Source organism: Aggregatimonas sangjinii (genome assembly GCF_005943945.1).
Lineage (GTDB): Bacteria > Bacteroidota > Bacteroidia > Flavobacteriales > Flavobacteriaceae > Pelagihabitans > Pelagihabitans sangjinii.
On the sequence record NZ_CP040710.1, the window covers coordinates 564,176 to 586,877 of the forward strand.

The window sequence follows — 22,702 nt, forward strand, 5'->3', positions numbered from 1 at the left end:
AGTCCGCGCATTTTCGTGGAAATATAGTAAAAAATCCCGTCGGGGTTTTTTGCGGTATTGTGAACGTAGTTGGGCGGTCCTTCCGAGCTCGACGAAAACATCAATACATTCAAAAGGCGCCATTTTCGGCCGAATATCTTGTCCAAGAGCCGAAAAGGCCTTTCTAAAGGAAGGATATCCGCCTCGGATATTCTACTATACCACTTGGAAATCGATGTGCAGAAGGGCTATTTCGAAATCGAGGTATTTGTTTTATGGTCTTGTGCAACGGTTACCATTATTGTGCTTTCGTTTATTCTTTAATTTTTAGTTTTCATTCTAAGTGTGATTTCTCCAACATTGTAGGCATAAATGGAAGCTGGTAGAAAAGTAAATCTCAAGTCTTGTGTTTCTTTCATTCCTATTTGATCAATTGAAGTGACAACTGCAGCATTAAGTTTATTCGTTTCACAAAATTTAATTAGACTTTTCAATTCTTGTGGTTTGTCAAAATAGCGATTACTCCACTTAATTTCTACTCCCCAAACAGGTTTGTAATTTTTATCATCTACTAAAACAAGGTCTACTTCTCCTTCATTTCTGCCGTCTTTCCATCTAGCATAGGTTAAATCTAATTGCTCCCGATGCATCCATTGTGATAGAATTGCAGTTTCGACCATGTTTCCCATTTCTTGGTCTGTTTCGGTTATCGGTGAAAATAAAGCAGTACGAAGTGATGGATTAGTAAGATATACTTTGAAGCTTGTAATCCTTTTTAATCTTTTTGCGTTAACTCCGACTTTGTTTAATACTTTGATTAGGAATGCTGCTTCTAAATATGCTAGATATTTTTTTAAGGTATCCTTTTGAATTCCACTTTCCCTGGACATTGTCTCATACGAAAATTCATTTCCCGTATTATAAGCTATATAGGTAAATAATCTGTTTAACTCTTGGACGTCTTTGATACCATACAAACTTGGTAAATCTCTAAGAAGAACTTTGTCCACAATATCATTTTTCACATATCTACCCATATCGCCTTGTATTTTTTCAGATAGAACAACCTCAGGGTATCCTCCAAAATTCAAATAATGAACGAATTCTTTATTTAAAGCTTTTGCATCATGAGTTAAGCAATACGCTATATCCTTGTCTCCATATTGAATATAGCCTTCAAATATTAAATGGTTTAGATTTTTCAAATGAATATACTCCTGAAATGTCAACGGAGGTAATAAGAAATCGGTAAACCTACCGGCTCCACTTTCTGTGCTATGCCATTTCAATGCTGCAGCTGCCGAGCCGGAAACAATGAATTTAGTTTCTGGATAGGAGTCAACCAATACTTTTAAGTGTCTTTCCCAATCTTTCAAGTATTGTATTTCATCAAAAAAGATATAACAACCCTTAAGATTGTCAAGGTTTAAAGATTCTTTGCAAAGGGTTAGAACGTCTTCTAAGCTTAAGTTGACATATATCGGGTTATCAATTCCAATAAAGAATACTTTATGAGGATTTTTTCCTTCTTCTAGTAAGTTCCCTATGCAATGAAATAGCATTACCGTTTTACCTACTCTTCTTGGTCCCATGAGGACTAATGCCCTTTTTATACTTTTTTCCAGGACGAACGGATAAAAGAGATCAAAGTATAATCTTTTGGACATTGAACTGTAAGTTTCTGGAATCTCTTTGGTAATCCACCACGGATTTTCGTATCGAAGACGTTCAATGATCTTTTCTGTCGGAATAAGGTTTAGCATGGCCGTATATTTATCTAAATAAGACAAATATATAAAAATAAGAAGATTAAAAACTATCTATTATTACAGAATTGAACAAATAGGTGGATTATTGATGGAATAATGAGTTAATCCAACAATCGGATATGCTATCCAATAAAGCACAACCCAGCGCTATCCTCCAACAAAGGCGGTCCTTTCGAGCGCAACGAACATATAAGTACCTTTTAAAAGCAACGCATGCGATGGGAGTAAATGAAATACATGCCGACTTGACGCGCAGCAGTACCTAAAGTTCGAGCAACAGAAGGTGAAAAGCGCCGCCGGTACATTAAAAGGCGCCATTTTGGGCCTTATACCTTAATTAAACGGCCGATAGTGCCTTTCTAAATGAAGGATATCCGACTCAGATATTCTACTATCCCACTTGGAAATCGATGTGCAGAAGGGCTGTTTCGAGGTCGGGGTATTTGTTTTAAGGTCTTGCGCAACGGTTACCAATGTTAGGCACTGGCTTTTTTTTATTCCGAATTATTTTTTTCAGCCCTATCAGTTGACGCATTGCGAAAATTTCCAATAATAATACTTGCGGCACAAGAACCAAAGGAATTAGCGTTAGGGGTACTCTACCCATTTCTTCAGGAATGTTCCCATTGAAAATGCTTAAAGCTGTTGAAGCAGGTGCAAGAATGAAATCCAAAATTCCGAAAGCAACAAAAGCTATTGCTATGTTTAAGTTCCTATTTAGTTTGTAGATTGGAATAATCGGCATTCGTTCCCCAAGATTTTTTTTTAAATCCGAGATTGACCAATGTTTTGTCTTTAAGTCTGCTGTTTTTTTGAAAATTCGAAGCCTTTTAACAGCATAAAATGTAATGTATCCCGATATCCAATCTCCTGGTCCAGCAACCCAAGCTACAACTCCAGGCAATCTACCTGCAAAAAACCAAAACAAGAATATAATTCCTACAATCATTCTAGCAGGACCCCCCACGCTTTGTATTGTCCAACGCAAAGAAGTTTGATCAACGAAGTCTTTGAACTTTTTTGAAACAGCTATTAGAAATAAAGCGATAATTGATGGTAAATAAAGTCCGCAAAGGACATAAGGCACTGCATGGTAATATGAGGTCATATCTGTAACAATGGTCACAAAGAAACTTCCATATATTACCCAAAAAATTCCAACTGAAATGGTTTTGAAAATACGAAACTTATCGTTTTTCCAAAATCTCCAACTGCCAATTATAAAATGTAACAATTGAAAAATTACAAGTCCGCCCAAAACTATTATGGATAGGTATTCCAAAGTAAGCTGAATATTTTCTTGCGGATTCATTTTTTTAAAACTTTATCCATTAAAAGGTTTAGTGCATTGATTCCTTCTTTTTCAATGAGAAGATTGCATTCTGCCATTGCCTTTTCCCATTCTGGGATAATATTATTTACTAGTTGTCTGCCTTTTTCAGTAATTCTTATATATGGAAACTTGGCTTTCGAAATTAAATCGGATTGTTGCAGGCGGGTAAGATTTCTGTTCAACGAAGACTTTTCTAGTATTGTTAAATCCGAGAGTTTCCTTTGATTTAAGTCATTTCGGTAATTAAGAACAAATAGAATCGAAAGTTGACTGTTGGTTATACCGAAAGGCTTCAAGTATTTTCTAAAAATATTGGCGATAATCCTATTTAGTCGCATGACTTTACTAGAAATACACTCTTTAGGGTGATATGATCCATTGTTTTGCACAGGGTAAAAATAATATAAAAAGTTGTATATACAACTTTTTAAGGAAAAAAATACATCATACAGATATTTTTAGCTTGTGTCTAACGCAGCGCTATGTGTAGACCGCGCAATAGTATGGGAAATATAGTGAAATCCTTTTTCGGTTTTTATACCTACCTGCCTTTAGAGTGGCATCGGGATTAAGTTGGGCCAATCTTCCGAGCGCGGCGAAAACATAAATACATTAAAAAGGCGCTATTTCCGTCTTATATCGCATTTAAGGGCCGAAAGGGCCTTTCTAAAGTAAGGATATCCACCTCGTATATACTAATATTCCAACTTATAACCGATGTGCAGAAGGGCTGTTTCGAGGACGGGGTAATTGTTTTAAGGTCTTGTGCAAGGGTTACATTGTCGGTAGCTGATGTTCATTCTAATCAAAGCTGATTCTTCCTCCAATGTCTTCAATGTTCTTTGTGTGTCTTTCTCTTTCTAACCTCTCACGTTCAGCTTCTTGTTCCTTCTGCAAGTTAATTCGTTTTAATTGTTGATTAGCTGTATGAACAGCAAGTTTGAGGGTGTCTTTATGATATTTTTCCACCTCCTCAATTGTAGTTCCATCCAAGATTACTTTGTTGCCATAAGTTGAAGCAATTCCTGATCTGTGCATAGAAGTAAATTTTGACGGACGATTCCAAGCGTTTACAAATAAGTCTGCCCATTCATAACTTGGTGTTCGGTTTAATTCAAAAGGTATTTTGTACAAAGCACTGCCTTTTGTACCGTCATTTTTTGGTTGAGTGATTTCACTAATTAATATCCCTTTAATTCTTATAGGTTCATCTTTAGAGTTAATTTTTTTGTCCTTTGGAATATAGGTATTTTTGACCACCTCTCTTCTAGTTGTCGGGCTAAGTGCAGGTGCAGTTTCTCTCGTATTCAATAAAGTTGTTGTCAAGTCTGAGTAGTTATTTACATAATGCTTTTCATTTGTCAAATTCACATAATACTTGCCTTGCAACCACGAAGGAATTGCATTATCTTTAGTGCCCTCTTTCAAAATAGGAATGAACTTTCGGTGATTAGAGCTTTGCAAAACCTCAGCAGTCATAATATCTCCCTCGTATCCTACACCTCCAACTCTATTTTCTGATTTTGATTTGTATTTTGGAGTACATACTATTAACACGTAGTCATTTTCCCGAACTGATTTCTCCATGAAGTGTGGCATTTGATCACCAGGTACAATTTCCCATTGATCAAGCTTAGCATCAATTCCATCAGTTCGCAGTTCAGTAGCAAGGTGTTTAACCCATAATTTTATTTCATCACTTTCCCATGCATAGGAAATAAAGGCTTTAGGATTTTTCATTGGTAAGCTTTTCAATTTGCAATTCAACTATTGAATCTAAAATTCTTATTAGAGGCTCTAGCAACATTCTTTGATGTTCTTCAAAATGCTTTTCTCCGTGCTGCATATTGCATCTAACATTGTAAATCGTACTGACTGCACCTTGAGCTTTTATGATTGGTTCTTTGTTTTCCAAATTTTGCATAAGCTCTAAATCGATATCTTTTTGGGACATACCATTAGCAAGATTGATATGAAAAATATCTTTCCTGATTAAGTCTGCAATAGTCGCAATATCATCAAAATTATCCCTTTTCTTAAGTCGATCAATGATTTCGTTTGCCGAATTAAAGTCAACAACAAGATTAGTAGCCTTTTCAAAATCTGAGTATCTTGTTTTGGAAAGCTGATTGTTGTCCCGCATCTGCTTGAAGGACTCATTGTACAACCTATTGTATAAAGTGAAAAGGGCGGTGTATTTGTCAAACAATGTTGCTAAATCATTTCCTGTATGAGATGAAATTTTTTTTGTCCAAGTTTCTATGTAATCTTTCGTTTCTTGCGTCATTTTCAAATTGGATTCAACGGTAAGGAATAGGAGCAGACTCTAATGCACTTACTTTTCGTTTTGTTACCGCGGTTTGATCGACAAAATTCATTTTTATTTTGGCGATTTAAGCTTTATCATTTTTATACAATGTTGGCAATAGTCATTTGATTTATTAGAGTTTTAGGGTGTTCCTTTTTTAACTTTGAAACATATTTAAAAACCTTGTTGAATCTAAGTTTATCAACACTTTTTAAATATGCAATCCAACCATTTACTTCGTTAAGTAAATCAATATTATTTTGTTCTTTAGGCTTAGTAAGATGAAAAATTTTTGCCCTTAGAATTCTGTATTTAGTTTGCCCAATTCCAAACCTATTGTTAGAAATTACTAATCCTGTTATTATTTTGGCTCTGCTAGCACCTGATACTCTCGTCTTCCTAGGGTTAATTCTGAAGCCCTCATCTTGTATGATGCTTTTTACAACTGGTAAAACTTGGACTGTATTTGCCGGATGAAGACCTGAAAAAGATAAATCATCTGCATATCTTGTGTAGGTTATACCTCGTTTTCCAACAAAACCTTGAATCCGTTTGTCTAATTTCCAAGAAACAAGATTTGCTAATTTTGGCGAACTAGGACTACCTTGGGGTAGAGAACCATCAGAAGTACAAATATTGGTCATCATAGTCGAAATCAGATTATTGTAACCAATAGACTTGAAAACATTATAAACTTGAATATCAGAAACTGTTCCAAAAAAATCTGATAAATCTAAGGTCAGAATACAATTTGCATTAATATGTGGTCTAGCATTATCACCAATTGAACTCCCTTTTTCAAATCCCTTACAAGAATCGGAAACTTTAAGCTTGTTAAGAATATTTACCAATATCCAAGATTGTAATCCTTTGAGATTCTTGCTGGGTTGACAAATTGTTCGAGTCCCTCCTGCCTTTTTCTTTAATGGAAACTTTTTGTAATGAAAATCAGACTTCTCAGACAATTGGTAAAGTGTATATTTTGAAAGATGTGTAATGTGCGAAAAATCATTGATTGATTGGATTATTGGAAGTCCAAGCATATTCAATCTAATGTTTTCGTTTTTTATCATTCCTTGTTTTGAGCATCCCCCCGAAAATAGGACAGGTTTTACATTAAACTAAGTTCTGGTTATTGATCATTATGCTGCTTTTTGTTGTTGTTTCAAATACCTTTTAAAAGGTATTTGATTGTCGATTCCCTGATGTCTTCTTCTGTTATTGTAATAGTCAAAATATCCGTTGAGTTGTTCGTATAGATCGATTCCTGAGTCTGGGGGATTGAGATAGATACTTTCATATTTAACGCTTCTCCACAGCCGTTCTATAAACACATTGTCTATGGCCCTTCCCTTACCGTCCATACTCAGCTTGATATCATTTGACAAGACCAGATGTGTAAACACCTCGGAGGTAAACTGACTGCCCTGATCGGTATTGACGATTTCCGGCTTTCCATGTTTCGTCATAGCCACTTCCAAGGTTTCTTTGCACCATTGTGCGTCCATGGTATTGGACACTGACCAGTTCAATACATAACGGCTATGCAGGTCTATGATGGCTACCAAGTACATGAAACCTTTGCGCATCGGTATATAGGTGATATCGGTTGCCCATACCTGGTTCGGTCTATAGACCTTCAGGTTCCTGAGCAGGTAAGGATACACTTTATGGGCCTTGTTGCGCCTGGAAGTATGCTTTCCCGGCATAATGGCACTCAGGCCCATTACACGGTAATACAAACGATCTATACGCTTTTGGTTCACTTTGTATCCCTTGTCCATGGTCAGCCAAGTGTGCATACGTTTGGCCCCTTTAAAATAGTGGTCGGCGTAATGTTCGTCCATCAAGCGCATGAGTTCCAGGTTCAGTTCACTCTCGCCCTTGGGCTTATAATAAAGACCTGAACGGTGCAATTTCAAAAGCTCGCTCTGTTTTGCGATACTTAGGTTGGAATGATCCTTGCTTATCATTTCTCGACGTTCTTTCAATGGTCTCAGCGCAAGGCGTTCTTTAAAAAATCGAGTTCCACTTTCTGCTTGCCTATCACCTTTAAAAGATGGTCCTCTTTTTCTTCAGCTTCGCTCTTTGCCGATTTCGGGCCTTTTATGAAAACCGACTCCGCTTGGGCCAGAAACTCCCGTTTCCAAAGGTTTACCTGTTGCGGTGATATCTCGAACCGCTGAGCAAGTTCTTGAGCCGTTTCACGCTCTTTAAGAGCCTCCAAAACTACCTTTGTCTTGAATTTGGGTGTGAATTTTCTTCGTGTCATATAAGTAAATTTAAGTTTCTTTTTGGGAACTTAATTTACTGTCCTATTTTCGGGGGGATGCTCACCAATCCAATCAGTAAAGTAAGTGTTAACTAATTCTTGGTTAAATTTTACATTTTTTGACATTAGCGTTCTCTTATTTTAAATGGTTGCTAACTCGAATGTACCAAAATACTATAAATTTCCTACAAATTATCCTAAATAACTCTTTTCAATAGTCTTTAGCCTATATGAAGCGTTTAGAAGCATCCAAAAACCCATTTACAGTTCAGTTGCTACAAACAAACATCAAGACAACTACCCTCTCTTGATATCCCCATCAGCATATGGAAACCGAATCGGAAAGCCCATACCGTTCACCCAAGAACTGGTAAAAACAACCGACTTTCCTTGCTTTTCAATCGGCTGTGGCGTTACTTTGTACCGAATTTGGTGTATACCGGTTCACGAGTTCATAAAAAAGCTGTAATCGTTATCAAGAAAGGTGGAGGGATTAGACCCTATGAAACCTTAGCAACCCTTTACCCTGATGTCCATCAGGGTCCAAGAAGGTGCTACATTCTATCCGCCTACGGCGGACAGATAACCAAAAAAAGACACTAGTCTTACCCTTTTCCCTAACCTTGATACATGATGTTTTAAAGATTCGATTTCCCTTTCGGGAAACGAGCGAACAATATAGTGAACCCAAAGGAGTTCATAAGTACGACATATGAGAGCTATCAGAGAAGTTTTAAAAGAACGTATTTTAGTGTTGGACGGTGCCATGGGTACCATGCTGCAACGCTATAAATTTCAGGAAGAGGATTTTAGGGGCGAGCGTTTTAAGGATTGGGAACATCCCTTACAGGGCAACAACGACCTGCTGTCCCTCACCCAACCCGAGGCCATTGCCGAAGTACATGCCAAATATTTCGCCGCCGGTGCCGATATCGTTGAGACGAATACCTTTTCCGGTACCACCATCGCCATGGCCGATTACCATATGGAGGATTTGGTCTACGAACTCAACTACGAGTCCGCGAAAATCGCCAAACGGGTCGCCGATGAATTTACGGCCAAGGAACCGCACAAACCGCGCTTCGTAGCGGGCAGTATCGGACCTACGAACAAAACCGCAAGTATGTCGCCCGATGTAAACGACCCGGGCTATCGCGCCGTTTCGTTCGACGAGCTGCGTATCGCCTACAAGCAACAGGCAGAGGCCTTGTTGGATGGCGGTTCCGACCTTCTTTTGGTCGAGACCATATTCGATACCCTGAATGCCAAAGCGGCTTTGTTCGCTATCGAGGAAGTGAAGGAAGAACGCGGGATAGACGTGCCCATTATGGTCAGTGGTACCATTACCGATGCCTCGGGAAGAACCTTGTCCGGTCAAACGGCGGAGGCTTTTTTGATATCCATATCGCATATTCCTATTTTATCGGTCGGCTTTAACTGTGCCTTGGGTGCCAACCAATTGGTGCCGCATCTGGAAGTGATTTCGAAACGCAGCGAACATGCGGTTTCTGCGCATCCGAACGCGGGTCTGCCCAATGCCTTTGGCGAGTACGACGAGACGCCTGAACAAATGGCCGCCCAGATAAAGGAGTATGTTGAAAAGGGACTCGTAAATATCGTCGGTGGTTGTTGTGGAACGACGCCACCCCATATTTCGGCGATCGCAGAGTTGGTCAAAGACTACAAGCCCAGGTCGTTTGGCCCCATGGCCCCCACAGGAGAAATGAATTCGCTTGTCGAGTAACCCCAACTGAAATTTCAAAATGAAGGAAGATTTGAATATATCGAAAGAAGCGTTTACGGCACCCCCTTCGGGGGCGGGGGGGGCTAGATACTTAAAATTAAGCGGACTGGAGCCTTTAGTGGTTACTCCCGAGACCAACTTTGTAAATGTTGGGGAGCGAACGAACGTGGCCGGTTCCAAGAAATTTTTGCGCCTAATCAAAGAGCGCAAGTTCGAGGAAGCCTTGGATGTCGCCCGTGATCAAGTAGAGGGTGGGGCACAGATCATCGATATCAATATGGATGATGGGCTGATCGACGGTAAGGAAGCCATGGTCAAATTCCTGAACCTGGTCATCGCCGAGCCGGATATTGCCCGGGTACCCATCATGATCGATAGCTCGAAATGGGAAATCATCGAGGCGGGTTTGCAAGTGGTACAGGGCAAATGTGTGGTGAACTCCATTAGCCTTAAAGAAGGTGAAAAGGAATTCATACACCACGCCAAATTAATCAAACGCTATGGCGCGGCCGTTATCGTGATGGCCTTCGATGAGGTAGGGCAGGCCGATAACTACGACAGGCGTATTGAAATTGCCAAACGCTCCTATGACATTCTGGTCGATGAAGTCGGTTTTCCACCGGAGGACATCATTTTCGATTTGAACATTTTTCCTGTGGCCACTGGAATGGACGAGCATAAATTGAATGCAATCGATTTTATCAAAGCCACCAAATGGGTACGGGAGAACTTGCCGCACTGTAGTGTTAGTGGGGGGGTCAGTAACGTCTCCTTCTCGTTTCGGGGCAACAACCCGGTACGGGAGGCCATGCATTCGGTCTTTTTGTACCACGCCATCAAAGCGGGAATGAATATGGGCATAGTGAACCCGACCATGCTGGAGGTATACGATGATATTCCCAAAGATTTATTGGAGCATGTAGAAGATGTCATGCTCAACCGCAGGGACGATGCCACGGAACGGCTGTTGGATTTTGCCGAATCGGTTGTCGGTACGGCCAAGGAAAGTAAGGTAGACCTGTCCTGGCGGGAAGAACCGCTTCAGGATCGGATAACCCGTGCCTTGGTAAAGGGTATTGACCAGTATATTGTGGAAGATGTCGAGGAAGCCAGACAGGCGGCGGACAAACCGATCGAAGTCATCGAAGGCAACCTGATGACGGGAATGAACGTCGTGGGCGACCTCTTCGGAAGTGGAAAAATGTTTTTGCCGCAAGTGGTGAAGTCCGCCCGAGTCATGAAAAAAGCGGTAGCGCATCTATTGCCGTATATCGAAGAAGAAAAGTTAAAATCGGCCCCCCAACCCCCAAAGGGGGAGCAGCATTGGGAGACGGCAAATCCTGTGTTATATGGATTGCTTAAAGAGCATGCCAAGCGTATGCGTAACGAGCCCACCCCTGCGGAAACTATGTTGTGGAATGCACTAAGTGGAAAAAATTTAGGGGGATACAAATTTCGGCGACAGCATATTATCGGGGAGTACATAGCAGATTTTATCTGTTTGAAACACAATTTAATCGTTGAAGTTGATGGATTAATACATCAATTGCCGGAAAACAAAAAATCGGATACGGAAAGAACCGAGTGGCTTGAAAACCTTGGATATCGTGTTATTAGATTTACAAACAATCAGGTATTGACAAATCTCGAAAATGTTTTAGAAGAGATTCACCAAGCGTTATCAGCTCCCCCTTCGGGGGCGGGGGGGGCTGCTGGGAAGATATTGATGGCAACCGTTAAAGGGGATGTACACGACATTGGAAAGAACATCGTAAGCGTGGTCTTGGCCTGTAACAATTACGAAATCGTAGATCTGGGCGTTATGGTGCCGCCGGAAAAGATCATTGCGGCCGCTATCGAGCATAATGTGGATGTCATCGGTCTCAGCGGACTGATTACGCCTTCGTTGGATGAAATGGTGCATCTCGCCAAGGAAATGGAGCGCAAGAATTTTAGCGTTCCGTTGTTGATCGGTGGTGCGACGACCAGTAAGGCGCATACCGCGGTAAAGATAGACCCGCAATACAGTCAGGCTGTGGTACATGTTAACGATGCTTCGCGGGCGGTAACCGTAGTCGGTGATTTGTTGCAAAAGGAAACCTCCGATACGTACAAGGAAAAAATCAAGGAAGATTACGATGTGTTTCGGGAGAAGTTCCTGAAACGCGCCGTACAAAAGGACTATAAAACCCTTGCCGAGGCTCGGAAAAACAAGTTTCAAATCGATTGGGACACGACCAAAATCGTAAAGCCCAATGAGCTAGGTATACAGGTCATCGAAGATATGGATTTGGAAAAGTTGGTGCCTTTTATCGATTGGACGCCCTTTTTCAGAAGTTGGGAACTGCATGGTAAATATCCCGATATCCTAACGGATGATGTGGTCGGAACACAAGCCACCGAATTGTTCGCCGATGCCCAAAAGATGCTAAAGGAGATCGTCGCGGAAAAGAAACTAAAAGCAAAAGGTATTTTCGGACTCTTCCCTGCCAATACCGTAAACGAAGACGACATTGAGGTCGACCTTTCTCCCTATTTGGGGGAGATGCCCAAAGGGCAGGCCGGGCCTTTAAAGGATAATAATAGCGGCGATAACTCCACCTCTTTGGGGGGAGGCCGGGAGGGGGCCATTTTTAGAACCCTTCGCCAACAATTGCAACGCAGGGAAGGTGTGCCGGATTATGCCTTGGCCGATTTTATCGCACCGAAGGCATCGGGGAAAGAGGATTATATCGGCTGTTTTTGTGTTTCCACGGGATTCGGAACCGCCGAACTGGCCGCGCAATATGAAAAGGAGTTGGACGATTACAGTTCCATACTGATCAAGGCCTTGGCCGATCGTTTGGCGGAGGCCTTTGCGGAGTATTTGCACAAAGAGGTACGTATGAATCACTGGGGCTATGCGGCGGATGAGGATTTGAGCAGCGAGGAGCTGATCAACGAATCGTACAAGGGCATTCGGCCGGCACCGGGCTATCCCGCCTGTCCCGACCATTTGGAGAAATTGACCATTTGGGAAATGCTACAGGTCGAGGAAAAGATAGGGGTGAAACTAACGGAGAGTCTGGCCATGTGGCCGGCAGCTTCGGTAAGTGGCTACTATTTCGGCAATCCCGAAGCCCGGTATTTCGGACTTGGAAAAATCAAGGAAGACCAGGTCGCCGATTTTGCTAAGCGAAAGGGAATCCCTGTAGAGGAAGCGACCAAGTGGCTCGCTCCGAATATCGCGGATGATTAAGTCCCTTGCCTGACCCCCAAAAGGGGGAATAGGTAGCTGATTTTCTCCCTCCCTTATGTGGAGGGTCGGGGCGGAGTTTTTTGCGTTAGGGATAGAGGCATTGTTGGAGCTCTTTGTAGCTGTCTCGAACGCAGTGTAGCGACAGCTGCGAAAGCGACTGCCGAAAGCCCGGTGGGCCGTCAGGCGGAAACGCCCAAATGAAAATAGAATAAAATACTAATTAATATCGACCCGAGTAAGAGTCCTCTTTGGGGGGCTAGGGGACCATTATGAAAATTACAGACCACATTAAAGAAGCCAAGGGGGAAACCTTGTTTTCGTTTGAAATCATACCCCCGGTAAAGGGGCATAAGATTCAGGAACTATACGATAATATCGATCCGTTAATGGAGTTCAAACCTCCGTTTATCGATGTGACGACCTCTCGCGAAGAATACGTTTATATTGACCGTAATGGCTTGCTGGATAAGAAGTTGACCCGTATGCGCCCGGGTACGGTGGGCATTTGCGCATCGATCAAGCACAAATACGATGTAGACACCGTACCGCACGTGCTTTGCGGCGGTTTTACCAAAGAGGAGACCGAGTATGTATTGGTCGATTGCCAGTATCTTGGCATCGATAACGTCATGGCGCTGCGTGGCGATGCTATGCGGGAAGAAAAATATTTTCAACCGGCGGAAGGAGGACACGAATACGCGATCGGACTGGTGGAACAGTTAAACGACCTGAATTGTGGCAATTACCTTCACGATACCATGGAGGGTACCAATTGTGCCGATTTTTGTATCGGCGTTGCCGGATATCCCGAAAAGCATTTGGAAGCCCCATCATTGCAATCGGACTTGAAACGCCTGAAGGAGAAAGTAGATGCCGGTGCCCATTATATCGTAACACAGATGTTTTTTGATAACAAGAAATACTTTGAATTCGTGGATGCCGCAAAGGCAATGGGAATAGACGTGCCCATCATCCCGGGAATCAAACCGATAGCGGTAAAACGGCATTTGAACTTGTTGCCACAGGTGTTTCGAATCGATATTCCTCAAGATCTGATCGATGCGGTCGATGGCTGCGAGAACAACAAAGCGGTGCGCCAGGTCGGGATTGAATGGGCGATTCAACAATCTAAAGAGCTAAAAGAAGCCGGTGTTCCGGTTTTACACTACTACTCCATGGGCAAGTCGGATAATATTCATGCAATCGCCTCGGCCTTGTTTTAGGTTTGTGCGGTGTTTGATGTTTGATGCTTGGTGCTCGGTGCTTGGTGCTCGGTGCGCGATGTTTGATGTTTATTGCTCGGAGCTCGGAGCTCGGAGCTCGGAGCTCGGAGTTCGGTGTTTGGTGCTTGGTACTTGGTGTTGCACTTCGACTGCGCTCAGTGTGACATGTTTGGTGCGAGGTGCACGGTGTTTGATGCTCGGTGCGCGGTGCGCGATGTTTAAAACTTGGGGTGCGGCGTCATTTCCTGAAAATTTTCAATTCACATTTGCTTAGTAAACAAAGTTTCGGGCTTTCATTCCCTCAGGATTTTTCATCCGCCCGCCAACGGACAAAAAGCATCTTCATTGTTTTAGGAAGTCCCTACTTTACTTAAGATACAATACCTCAAACCTCAAACCTCAAACCTCAAACCTCAAACCTCAAACCTCAAACCTCAAACCTCAAACCTCAAACTTCAAACTTCAAACTTCGCGCTTCAAACTTCACACTTCAAACTTCACGCTTCAAACTTCTCACCTTGCACTTCGAACCTCGTACTTCGCACTTCAAACTTCACGCTTCACACTCCGCACTTCAAACTTCCCACCTCGCACCACAAACTTCAAATTTTGCGCTTCGCACATAACACTTCGAGCTTCAAACTTCACGCTTCAAACTTCTCACCTCGCACCTCGCACTTTGAGCCTCGTACTTCAAACTTCACACCTAAAATATCACACTTCCCGCTTCGCGCTTCGTGCTTCAAACTTCTCACTTCGCACATCGCACTTCGAGCTTCTCACCTCGCACCTCGCACTTCAAACTTCACACTTCAAGCTTCAAACTTCAGACATCACATATCACACTTCCCACTTCCCACTTCCCACTTCGCGCTTCGCGCTTCGTGCTTCGTGCTTCAAACTTCTCACCTCGCACTTCAAACTTCGCGCTTCAAACTTCTCACCTCGCACTTCGAGCCTCGTACTTCAAACTTCTCACCTCGTACCTTGTAATTCGTATTTCGAATCTTGTATTTCTTCCTTCAAATGATACACCCAGTATTCCAGCACTGTTCCAAACTAATGGCGGCAGATGAAATATTTTGTATTTCGTACCGCCTACCTCGTCCTTCATTTTTACCTTTACGCCCCATGAGCCAAAAGGTTTTTTTCCTTTTCTTATTCGTGGTCGGTTTTTGCTTTTCGCAAGAAGAGAAAGCAAAGCGGCATTATGCATTCGATGCGAATGCATACTTTGGTTCCATCATTCTTCACAATCCCGATATTTCGCACTTGATCAACGAACATCCCGCCGGTTTTATGCTTGGGTACAACCGGAAGACTTTTGGGGAGCAGGAGTGGCAACAAGGCTACAATTATCCCGATTTAGGGGCCTCCTTCATCTATCACAATCCAAATAATGCCACCTTGGGGGAGAATTACGGATTGTACGCCCATTTCAATTTTTACTTTTTAAAACGCAATCTGCAGTTTCGTATCGGTCAGGGTATTGCCTATGCTACGAATCCGTATGACAGGGACACGAATTTTCGCAACAATGCCTACGGGTCCACCTTTTTGAGCTCTACCTTCTTGATGTTGAATTACCACAAGGAACGTATTTTTAGACGCCTGGGTTTTAGAGCGGGAATCTCGCTGGTACACTATTCGAATGCCAATGTTAGGGCACCGAATACTTCTACGAATACCTTGGCCTTGAATTTGGGGCTAACGTATTCCTTGTCGGAAGAAACCCCGGAATACATCGAACGGGAAAAGCAAAAAGTGACCGAACCGATTCGGTACAATCTTGCGTTTCGGACCGGTATTAACGAGAGCGACAATGTGGGTGCGGGACAATTTCCGTTCTATATTTTTTCGGGATACACCGATAAACGGTTAAGCCGAAAGAGTGCCATTCAGTTGGGGACGGATGTTTTTTTTAGTAATTTTTTAAAGGAATTGATTCGATATCAATCCATCTCCTTTCCGGAGAACAACGTTGCCGCCGATACCGATTTCAAGCGGGTAGGGGTTTTTGTCGGCCATGAGCTGTTCATCAATAAGTTGTCCATCGGGACGCAACTGGGGTATTATGTATACTATCCCTTTGATTTTGAAGGAAGGGTCTACAATCGCTTTAGTCTGAAACGGTATTTTGGTGATAAAGTTTTCGGGGTCATCAGTTTAAAATCACACGGCGCCGCCGCCGAAGCCGTGGAGTTCGGGGTAGGGGTGCGGTTGTGACAGTTTTGAGTTATGGGTTATGAGTTCAGGGTTATGAGTTTTGAGTTAAAGGTTATGGGATTACGAATGAGGTTTGAAAATAGGGATTACCCCCTCTCGGGGCTGTTAGGCATGTGCTCACATTTTTGGAAAGTACTGCTAGCGCTGCCTATCCTTTTGGTTCAAACAGCCTGCTCCTCCGAATCCGCCCCCGACTGTTTTCAGCGGGCGGGGGAAATCGAAAGACAGGAGATAGCGCTCCCCGATTTTTCAAAAATTACCGTGTTTGAAAATGTCAGTTTGGTGTTGCAACAAGGTGATGTGCAGAAAGTGGAAATCGAAACAGGGGAAAATTTACGGAACGAGGTAACGGCTACCGTAGAAGGTGACCGCCTGCTACTTCGGGATACGAACGATTGCAACTTTGTTCGTTCATACGGTACGACGATCATTTATGTGACTTCCCCCGCTATCAATGAAATTAGGAGCAGTACCGGCCGGAGGATTTCCAGTGAGGGCGTTTTGGCCTACCCGAATTTGACCCTATTCTCGGAAAGCTTTTTAAATCCCGAGTCCGAGACCACCGATGGACTATTCGATCTCGCGGTAGATACGGAAAACCTCACGGTCATCGTGAACGGAATCACCTATTTTAAACTGCGTGGGAATACCGAAAATCTAAATTTGACCATTGCCGCGGGGGACTCGAGGATCGAAGCCGAAAACCTTAGCGCTGAATCAGTGACTTTAAACCATAGGGGCTCCAACGATATGTTCGTTAACCCCCAAGAAGCTATCAATGGTGTCATTCGAGGTACTGGGGATGTCATCAGCTCCAATAGACCCGATTTGGTAGAAGTAGAGGAGTTGTACAAGGGAAAGCTGGTTTTCAAATAACGTGTTCGCGAGGAGCTTGAAATCCGATGAATTTTTGGATAAAGATGAAGCGACGCAGCGATCTGGTTGAAGTAGATCAATTATACAAGGGAAGGCTGATTTTCAGGGAATAGGAAACTTGTGGCTCCTCCCTTTGGATAAAGGGAGGTGGGTTTTTCGACTTTAGTGTCGAAAAACTCGGAGGGTTTGAAAGCCCAAGCCTTAAGACAGGCCATTCACATTTGGTATATACCGAAATTTGGGTTAGGATAAATTTTAGGCAGCAGAAGAAGCGATTCGATTTGGTTGAAGTCGAGCAATTAGACGAAGGAAGGCTGTTTTTCAAATAACGTCATCGCGAGGAGCTTGAACAAGAGTGAATTTTACCAAAAAGATGATGCGACGCGGCGATCTAGTTGAAGTCGAGCAATTATAGAAGGAAGGCTGGTTTTCAGGGAATAGGAAACTTCTGGTTCCTCCCTTTGGACAAAGAGAGGTGGGTTTTTCGACTTTAGTGTCGAAAAACTCGGAGGGTTTGAAAACCCAAGCCTTAAGACTGACCATTCACATTTGGGTATATACCAAAGTTTGGGTTAGGATAGATTTTAGGCAACAGACGAAACGAAGCGATTTGGCGCAAGTAGAGAGATTGTCCAGAGGAAGACCGTTTTTAAATAACGTCTTCGCGAGGAGCTTGAAATCCGATGAATTCTGGCAAACAGATGATGCGACGCGGCGATCTCGTGGAAGTAGAGCAATTATAGAAGGGAAGGCTGATTTTCATAGAATAGGAAACTTGTGGCTCCTCCCTTTGGATAAAGGGAGGTGGGTTTTTCGACTTTAGTGTCGAAAAACTCGGAGGGTTTGAAAACCCAAGCCTTAAGACTGACCATTCACATTTGGGTATATACCAAAGTTTGGGTTAGGATAGATTTTAGGCAACAGACGAAACGAAGCGATTTGGCGCAAGTAAAGAGATTGTCCAGAGGAAGACCGTTTTTAAATAACGTCTTCGCCAGGAGCTCGAACTCGAATGAATTTTAGGAAAAAGATGATGCGACACCGCGATTTGTACCAATACAGGACGCTAAGCCGAACACTAATTTGTACTATTTTGTAAGTATTTAACAGATGGCCGCGCTACGCCTGCCTTGCGGGCAGGCTTGCTCGCAATGACGAACTACATGAACCCTATCACCAAATACCTGAAAAACCTTTTCGCCTCGAAACGAGTTCTTGGCGAGGACGCGAATCTAAAGGGTCTTGCCAAAGCAGAGGCGCTATTACAAAATTTGGTCAACGACAATAAAGTACCCGGTATTTCCATTTCGGTGCTGAAAAAAGGGGAGACACTGCTCCAAAAAGGCTACGGCTATGCCGATATGGAGGCAAAAATTCCCGTAGATATCCAAAAAACCATATTTCGAATCGCCAGCGTTTCCAAACCGATCGCTGCCACCGCATTGGCCCATATGGTAGCAGAAGGCCGTATCGACTTAGACGCATCCTTTTACGACTACGTACCCTATTACCCCAAAAAGAAATGGGACTTTACCATCCGACAATTGGCAAGCCACACCGCCGGGATACGCGGATATCAAGGTACGGAATACGGACTCAACATACCATATTCCATAAAAGAGAGCATCGAAATTTTTAAGGACGATGAGCTGCTCTTCGAACCCGGCACCGATTACCTGTACAACAGCTACGATTGGGTATTGATTTCATTGGCGATGCAAGAGGCGAGCGGAATTCCGTTTGAAGCTTATGTAAAACAAAAGGTATTGCAACCCCTTGGGATGGAAGCTACTTTTGCACCGGTTTGTCCTGCTGAGCCTGTCGAAGCACTTTCTAAGGTAGCTAACTCACAGCTAAATGTGCAGCAAGACAAGATAAAGCATCGATTGACATCTTTCTACTCCAAAAACCGCTCAGGTTTTCGCAAGGCCATCCCCGTAAACAATTATTACAAGTTGGCGGGAGGTGGGTACCTTTCCACCAGTGCGGATATTGCGAGGTTTGGACAGGCATTTTTAGATGGGAGGATTTTGAATGAAGGGCTATTCGAACAGTTTCTTACCGCGACAACCGTAAATGGTAAATCCACTTACTACGGATTGGGTTGGCAGGTAAGCGAAGATAAAAACGGACGCCCTTTTTACGGTCATGTGGGGAATGGTGTAGGGGGCTATTCCAACTTTTTCGTGTACCCGGAACAGCAAATGGTTTTTGCGATTCTGGTCAACTGTACGAATCCCGATGTGCAGGATACCTTAGACGCCTTGGTCGATTGCTTGCTAAAAACGGTAGAAAATAATTATCTTGGTACTTCAACAACTTAGGCGGGGATGTTAAGAACAATAATCTTTTTGACACTTGTATTTTTTGGAGGTCAGCTTTATGGCCAATCCGCCATATCGGGGTATGTGCCTCAAGAAGATGGCTTGCCCACCCCCCAAGAAATCTATCTTTCGCAAATCGACCTGGAAGATCTTCCCGAATACAGCAAAGCAAAAAAAGTCTCCAAGACTACCATTGCAGAAAATGGCTTTTTCCAGTTCAATAAAGAATCGATTTCAGATACCGATGCCATTTACCGTCTGCACTATATGCAAATCGGGAATTCCAAAGACGATTCTTTGGTAGTAGACCATCTGTTTATGCTTTCGAATCGGGATAGCATTCATTTTAAAAAGAGTGTAGTTCCATTTTCCAACTATACTACGACCAATTTAGGCGACAAGGAGTGGCAGCGCTTACGGCAATTCGAACATCGCATACGCGAGGGTTATTATAAAAAGGAGGATAGTCTTTCGTATGCCTATGTCGGTAGCATGAAAACTTACGCCAAAGATTCCCTTCGAATTTTGATGGTCAAATTGATCGGCATCAAACAGTTGGACCACAAACGGTTGTTGGAAAAGGACATCGCCAAAAACCCGGAGTATTATGTCGCGCTATTGAAGGAATTAAAGGAAAGTGACATCGAACGCGCCGATTACCTATTCTTAGAGAACAAACTGGCCTTTTTGACCACTGAGGCCGCCGAAAGAAAGTATGCGACCAGTACCATCATCAATTGGCTTTTGGGCTTTGGAGTGGTGGCATTGCTGTTCCTCCTTTTCCGGAGGAGACGTACAAATAGCACCGCTGCCCTGTCCGATTTGAGCCGCCAGGAACGCAACATTCAAGGAATTATCCTCGAGGGGAAGAGCAACAAAGAGATTGCCAACGAACTTTTTATAAGTTTAAGTACGGTAAAGACCCATATTACCAATATTTATGGGAAGTTACAGGTGTCCAATCGCCAAGAGCTTTTGCGAAAAATGCAAAATTCATAGGGGGTACTAGTACCTAAATCAGACCACTTTCCCTGCTTCATTCTTGAAATTGCCTGTTACTTGCATCACAAACTTTCGGGATGCGCGGATTGTGGTTTTCATTATGTTCTCTTGTTGGCACATTGGTATGCGCTCAAAACACCTACGATATTTCCGGAAACATTACCGATGATCAAAACCAACTTGTTTCCATTGGGGACGCCCTATTGTTTCCTATTGCAAATGATACGCTCGTAGCCTATACTTCCATAATCGATGGGGCTTTCTTGATGCCGAATATTCCTGAAGGCAGTTATCGTTTGCGGGTCTCTTGTTTGGGCTTCGAAGATGTCGAGCAGAATTTGGTAGTAACGGGAAATTTGGTTGTATCCATCCAACTTGTAGCGCATACCACTAATTTGGAAGCTGTTGAGGTGGTCGCTGCAAGACCAGTGACCACCAATGAAAATGGAAATCTCAAAATAGATGTGACCAATCCCGTCTTTTCAGCCATTCCGGATCCCATGGAATTGCTATCGCGCTTACCCAATTTACAGGTGAGTCCGGACTGGGCCTCGGTAACGATCTTGGGCAAGGGAACACCCTTGGTTTATCTAGGAAACCAGCGCATATCCATGGAAGAATTCAATGCTCTTACCGTAGATGATATTAGTACTATCGAAATCATAAGAAACCCATCTGCCAAATATGAGGCGAATGGAAGAGCGGTGCTATTGATAACGAGAAAATCCAACCTATCGGAGGGGTTTCGACTGAACTTATCGGAGACTTTGTCCTTTAAGCGGAATTTCAATAATTACAGTAACATCAATGGTAGTTATCATTCCGGAAAAGTGACCTTAAAGGCCAATTTTGCCTATAATGACCTGTTGCAATGGGAAAGCCATCAATTCGAATTCGGGATACCGGATGCCGATATCTTTTCCGACTACCTCATTCTGGTCGATCGTAATGACAGAATAGAATTAAATGGGGGCGGGGGACTTTTTTATCAAATAAACGATACGGACTATTTTTCCGCGAATACCACCTTCCGATCACAGACCAATGATGTGATTATCGCTACAGATACTTTTTTGAGGCAAGGCAGCGAACAAGACGATATCCTAACGGAAACGAACAACCAGAACAACAAAAGATTTGGCAGCGCTAATCTGAACTACGCCAGAAAGTTGAATACCAAGACGAACGTCTTTGCAGGAATACAATACTCTTCCTATGAACAGCGCTTGGATACTGAAATTGCTAACAACTATAATACTACTGCTTTCGACATTTCCCAATTGCGAGAACAACGCTACCGTATCAATGTACTGACATACCGCATGGATTTTGATAAAAAACTCACAAATGATTTGAAGTGGGAATTTGGTGCCAATAATAGCATTGCCAGGGCAAACGCCCAGACCAATATCCAATTTCTTGAAACAGCCTCGAATCTCGAAATTGATTACGATTATTCCGAAAGCACCATTGCGGCATACACCACACTATCGGGAGAACTTGGTGAAAAAGTACAGTTCAACGGGGGTTTACGGGTAGAAAACAATACGGTAAAAGGGGAGGAGGAAGCAGAGAATATACCATTGGTGAATCGACGAAGTACTAATTTATTTCCCAAAGCGAACCTTACGGTCGAACTCGATAGTACAAAGCATTTGACCTTCAATTATGGTAAAAGTATTGATCGACCCAATTATTCCAGTGCAAGTTCGATACAGATTTTTTTTAACCCTTTTTTGGAAGGTGAGGGGAATGTGAATTTGCTGCCAACGGTGACTGAGGATTTATCTGCGGTATTTCAATTTGGAAATAATTCCCTTTCAATAGAGTACTTTAAACGTAAAAATCCTATTTACTACACAATAGGCTATACCATCGGGGAGGAAAGGGCCGTTTTTTCCCTTAAGAACCTCGAGCGGGAGTCTGGTCTCGATATCAATTTTAATTTTCCAATAACCAAGGGCATATGGACCTCTACAAATGCGGTTTCCTTGTCCAGAAGACGTATCCAAGATGCTACGGCCTCGGGAAAACCGGTTAAGCCCTATGTATATTTCTATACCGATCATCAATTTAAAATAGGAAAGGAAACAACGGTATCATTTGGGGCTTGGGGATTGACGAAACGTTCAGAAGGAATTTTTGAACGCAATGCAATGGTCGTATGGAATGCTGCACTAACCAAAACATTTTTTAAAAACTGGAATTGCGCTCTGCGATTCAATGATATCACGAGGGCGATGAATTATGAGGAAAGCTATGCAATCAATGGGGTCGTTGCAGATGGTGTATACTTTGTCGATGCCCAAGAGGTTGCCCTTTCTATTAAGTATACCTTTGGAAACAGTAAAGACCATGATTACAATAACAAAGAGGTCGACGAAAACCTGGATCGGATCAAATAGTCG

The 22,702-nt window shown here is 42.8% G+C and carries 16 protein-coding genes and 1 riboswitch; of the genes, 8 read left to right on the forward strand and 8 right to left on the reverse strand.

Features of this window, described 5'->3' with window-relative positions; translation table 11 throughout:
- Nucleotides 1–299 precede the first annotated feature (299 nt).
- The 8 genes from FGM00_RS02265 to FGM00_RS02300 form a co-directional block, all read right to left on the reverse strand.
- Nucleotides 300–1,742, reverse strand: coding sequence for an ATP-binding protein (locus FGM00_RS02265; protein ID WP_138851351.1), 1,443 nt, complete (start codon nucleotides 1,740–1,742; stop codon nucleotides 300–302).
- Nucleotides 1,743–2,196: 454 nt separating this feature from the next.
- A complete protein-coding gene (locus FGM00_RS02270) occupies nucleotides 2,197–3,060 on the reverse strand; it encodes a hypothetical protein (protein ID WP_138851352.1) in 864 nt (287 codons plus the stop codon).
- Nucleotides 3,057–3,470, reverse strand: a complete 414-nt coding sequence (locus tag FGM00_RS02275) for a MarR family winged helix-turn-helix transcriptional regulator (protein WP_138851353.1) — start codon at nucleotides 3,468–3,470, stop codon at nucleotides 3,057–3,059. The genes FGM00_RS02270 and FGM00_RS02275 overlap by 4 nt, the downstream gene beginning before the upstream one ends.
- A 412-nt stretch (nucleotides 3,471–3,882) precedes the next feature.
- Complete coding sequence (locus FGM00_RS02280; RefSeq protein WP_138851354.1) at nucleotides 3,883–4,821, reverse strand: toll/interleukin-1 receptor domain-containing protein; 939 nt, start codon at nucleotides 4,819–4,821, stop codon at nucleotides 3,883–3,885.
- Entirely contained in the window at nucleotides 4,808–5,368 is a 561-nt protein-coding gene (locus FGM00_RS02285) for a hypothetical protein (protein ID WP_138851355.1), read from the reverse strand. The genes FGM00_RS02280 and FGM00_RS02285 overlap by 14 nt, the downstream gene beginning before the upstream one ends.
- A gap of 122 nt (nucleotides 5,369–5,490) precedes the next feature.
- Nucleotides 5,491–6,462: a retron St85 family RNA-directed DNA polymerase gene (locus FGM00_RS02290; RefSeq protein ID WP_138851356.1), complete on the reverse strand. Its 972-nt coding sequence runs from the start codon at nucleotides 6,460–6,462 to the stop codon at nucleotides 5,491–5,493.
- A 69-nt stretch (nucleotides 6,463–6,531) separates the two neighbouring features.
- Nucleotides 6,532–7,362 (reverse strand): IS3 family transposase, encoded by an 831-nt coding sequence (locus FGM00_RS02295; RefSeq protein WP_138851357.1) that lies wholly within the window; start codon nucleotides 7,360–7,362, stop codon nucleotides 6,532–6,534.
- A 23-nt stretch (nucleotides 7,363–7,385) separates the two neighbouring features.
- Nucleotides 7,386–7,661 (reverse strand): transposase, encoded by a 276-nt coding sequence (locus FGM00_RS02300; RefSeq protein WP_138851358.1) that lies wholly within the window; start codon nucleotides 7,659–7,661, stop codon nucleotides 7,386–7,388.
- 469 nt (nucleotides 7,662–8,130) lie between these two features.
- Nucleotides 8,131–8,250, forward strand: a riboswitch (SAM riboswitch).
- Between the two features lie 123 nt (nucleotides 8,251–8,373).
- On the opposite strand from FGM00_RS02300, the gene FGM00_RS02305 reads away from it, so the two are divergent.
- The 8 genes from FGM00_RS02305 (at nucleotide 8,374) to FGM00_RS02340 (ending at nucleotide 22,699) form a co-directional block, all read left to right on the forward strand.
- Nucleotides 8,374–9,405: a homocysteine S-methyltransferase family protein gene (locus FGM00_RS02305; protein WP_138851359.1), complete on the forward strand. Its 1,032-nt coding sequence runs from the start codon at nucleotides 8,374–8,376 to the stop codon at nucleotides 9,403–9,405.
- Nucleotides 9,406–9,424: 19 nt separating this feature from the next.
- The gene (locus tag FGM00_RS02310; RefSeq protein ID WP_138851360.1) at nucleotides 9,425–12,643 is read left to right on the forward strand and encodes a vitamin B12 dependent-methionine synthase activation domain-containing protein; all 3,219 of its coding nucleotides are present in this window, start codon (nucleotides 9,425–9,427) and stop codon (nucleotides 12,641–12,643) included.
- Nucleotides 12,644–12,912: 269 nt separating this feature from the next.
- A complete protein-coding gene (gene metF / locus FGM00_RS02315; RefSeq protein ID WP_138851361.1) occupies nucleotides 12,913–13,866 on the forward strand; it encodes a methylenetetrahydrofolate reductase [NAD(P)H] in 954 nt (317 codons plus the stop codon).
- 1,131 nt (nucleotides 13,867–14,997) lie between these two features.
- Nucleotides 14,998–16,092: an acyloxyacyl hydrolase gene (locus FGM00_RS02320; RefSeq protein ID WP_138851362.1), complete on the forward strand. Its 1,095-nt coding sequence runs from the start codon at nucleotides 14,998–15,000 to the stop codon at nucleotides 16,090–16,092.
- 54 nt (nucleotides 16,093–16,146) lie between these two features.
- Nucleotides 16,147–16,968 carry a head GIN domain-containing protein gene (locus FGM00_RS02325; RefSeq protein WP_236262876.1) on the forward strand — a complete coding sequence of 274 codons (822 nt, stop codon included), beginning with the start codon at nucleotides 16,147–16,149 and terminating at the stop codon, nucleotides 16,966–16,968.
- Nucleotides 16,969–18,131: 1,163 nt separating this feature from the next.
- Nucleotides 18,132–19,292 (forward strand): serine hydrolase domain-containing protein, encoded by a 1,161-nt coding sequence (locus tag FGM00_RS02330; RefSeq protein WP_138851363.1) that lies wholly within the window; start codon nucleotides 18,132–18,134, stop codon nucleotides 19,290–19,292.
- Between the two features lie 6 nt (nucleotides 19,293–19,298).
- Entirely contained in the window at nucleotides 19,299–20,291 is a 993-nt protein-coding gene (locus tag FGM00_RS02335; RefSeq protein WP_138851364.1) for a helix-turn-helix domain-containing protein, read from the forward strand.
- 80 nt (nucleotides 20,292–20,371) lie between these two features.
- Entirely contained in the window at nucleotides 20,372–22,699 is a 2,328-nt protein-coding gene (locus tag FGM00_RS02340) for a TonB-dependent receptor (protein WP_138851365.1), read from the forward strand.
- Nucleotides 22,700–22,702 lie beyond the last annotated feature (3 nt).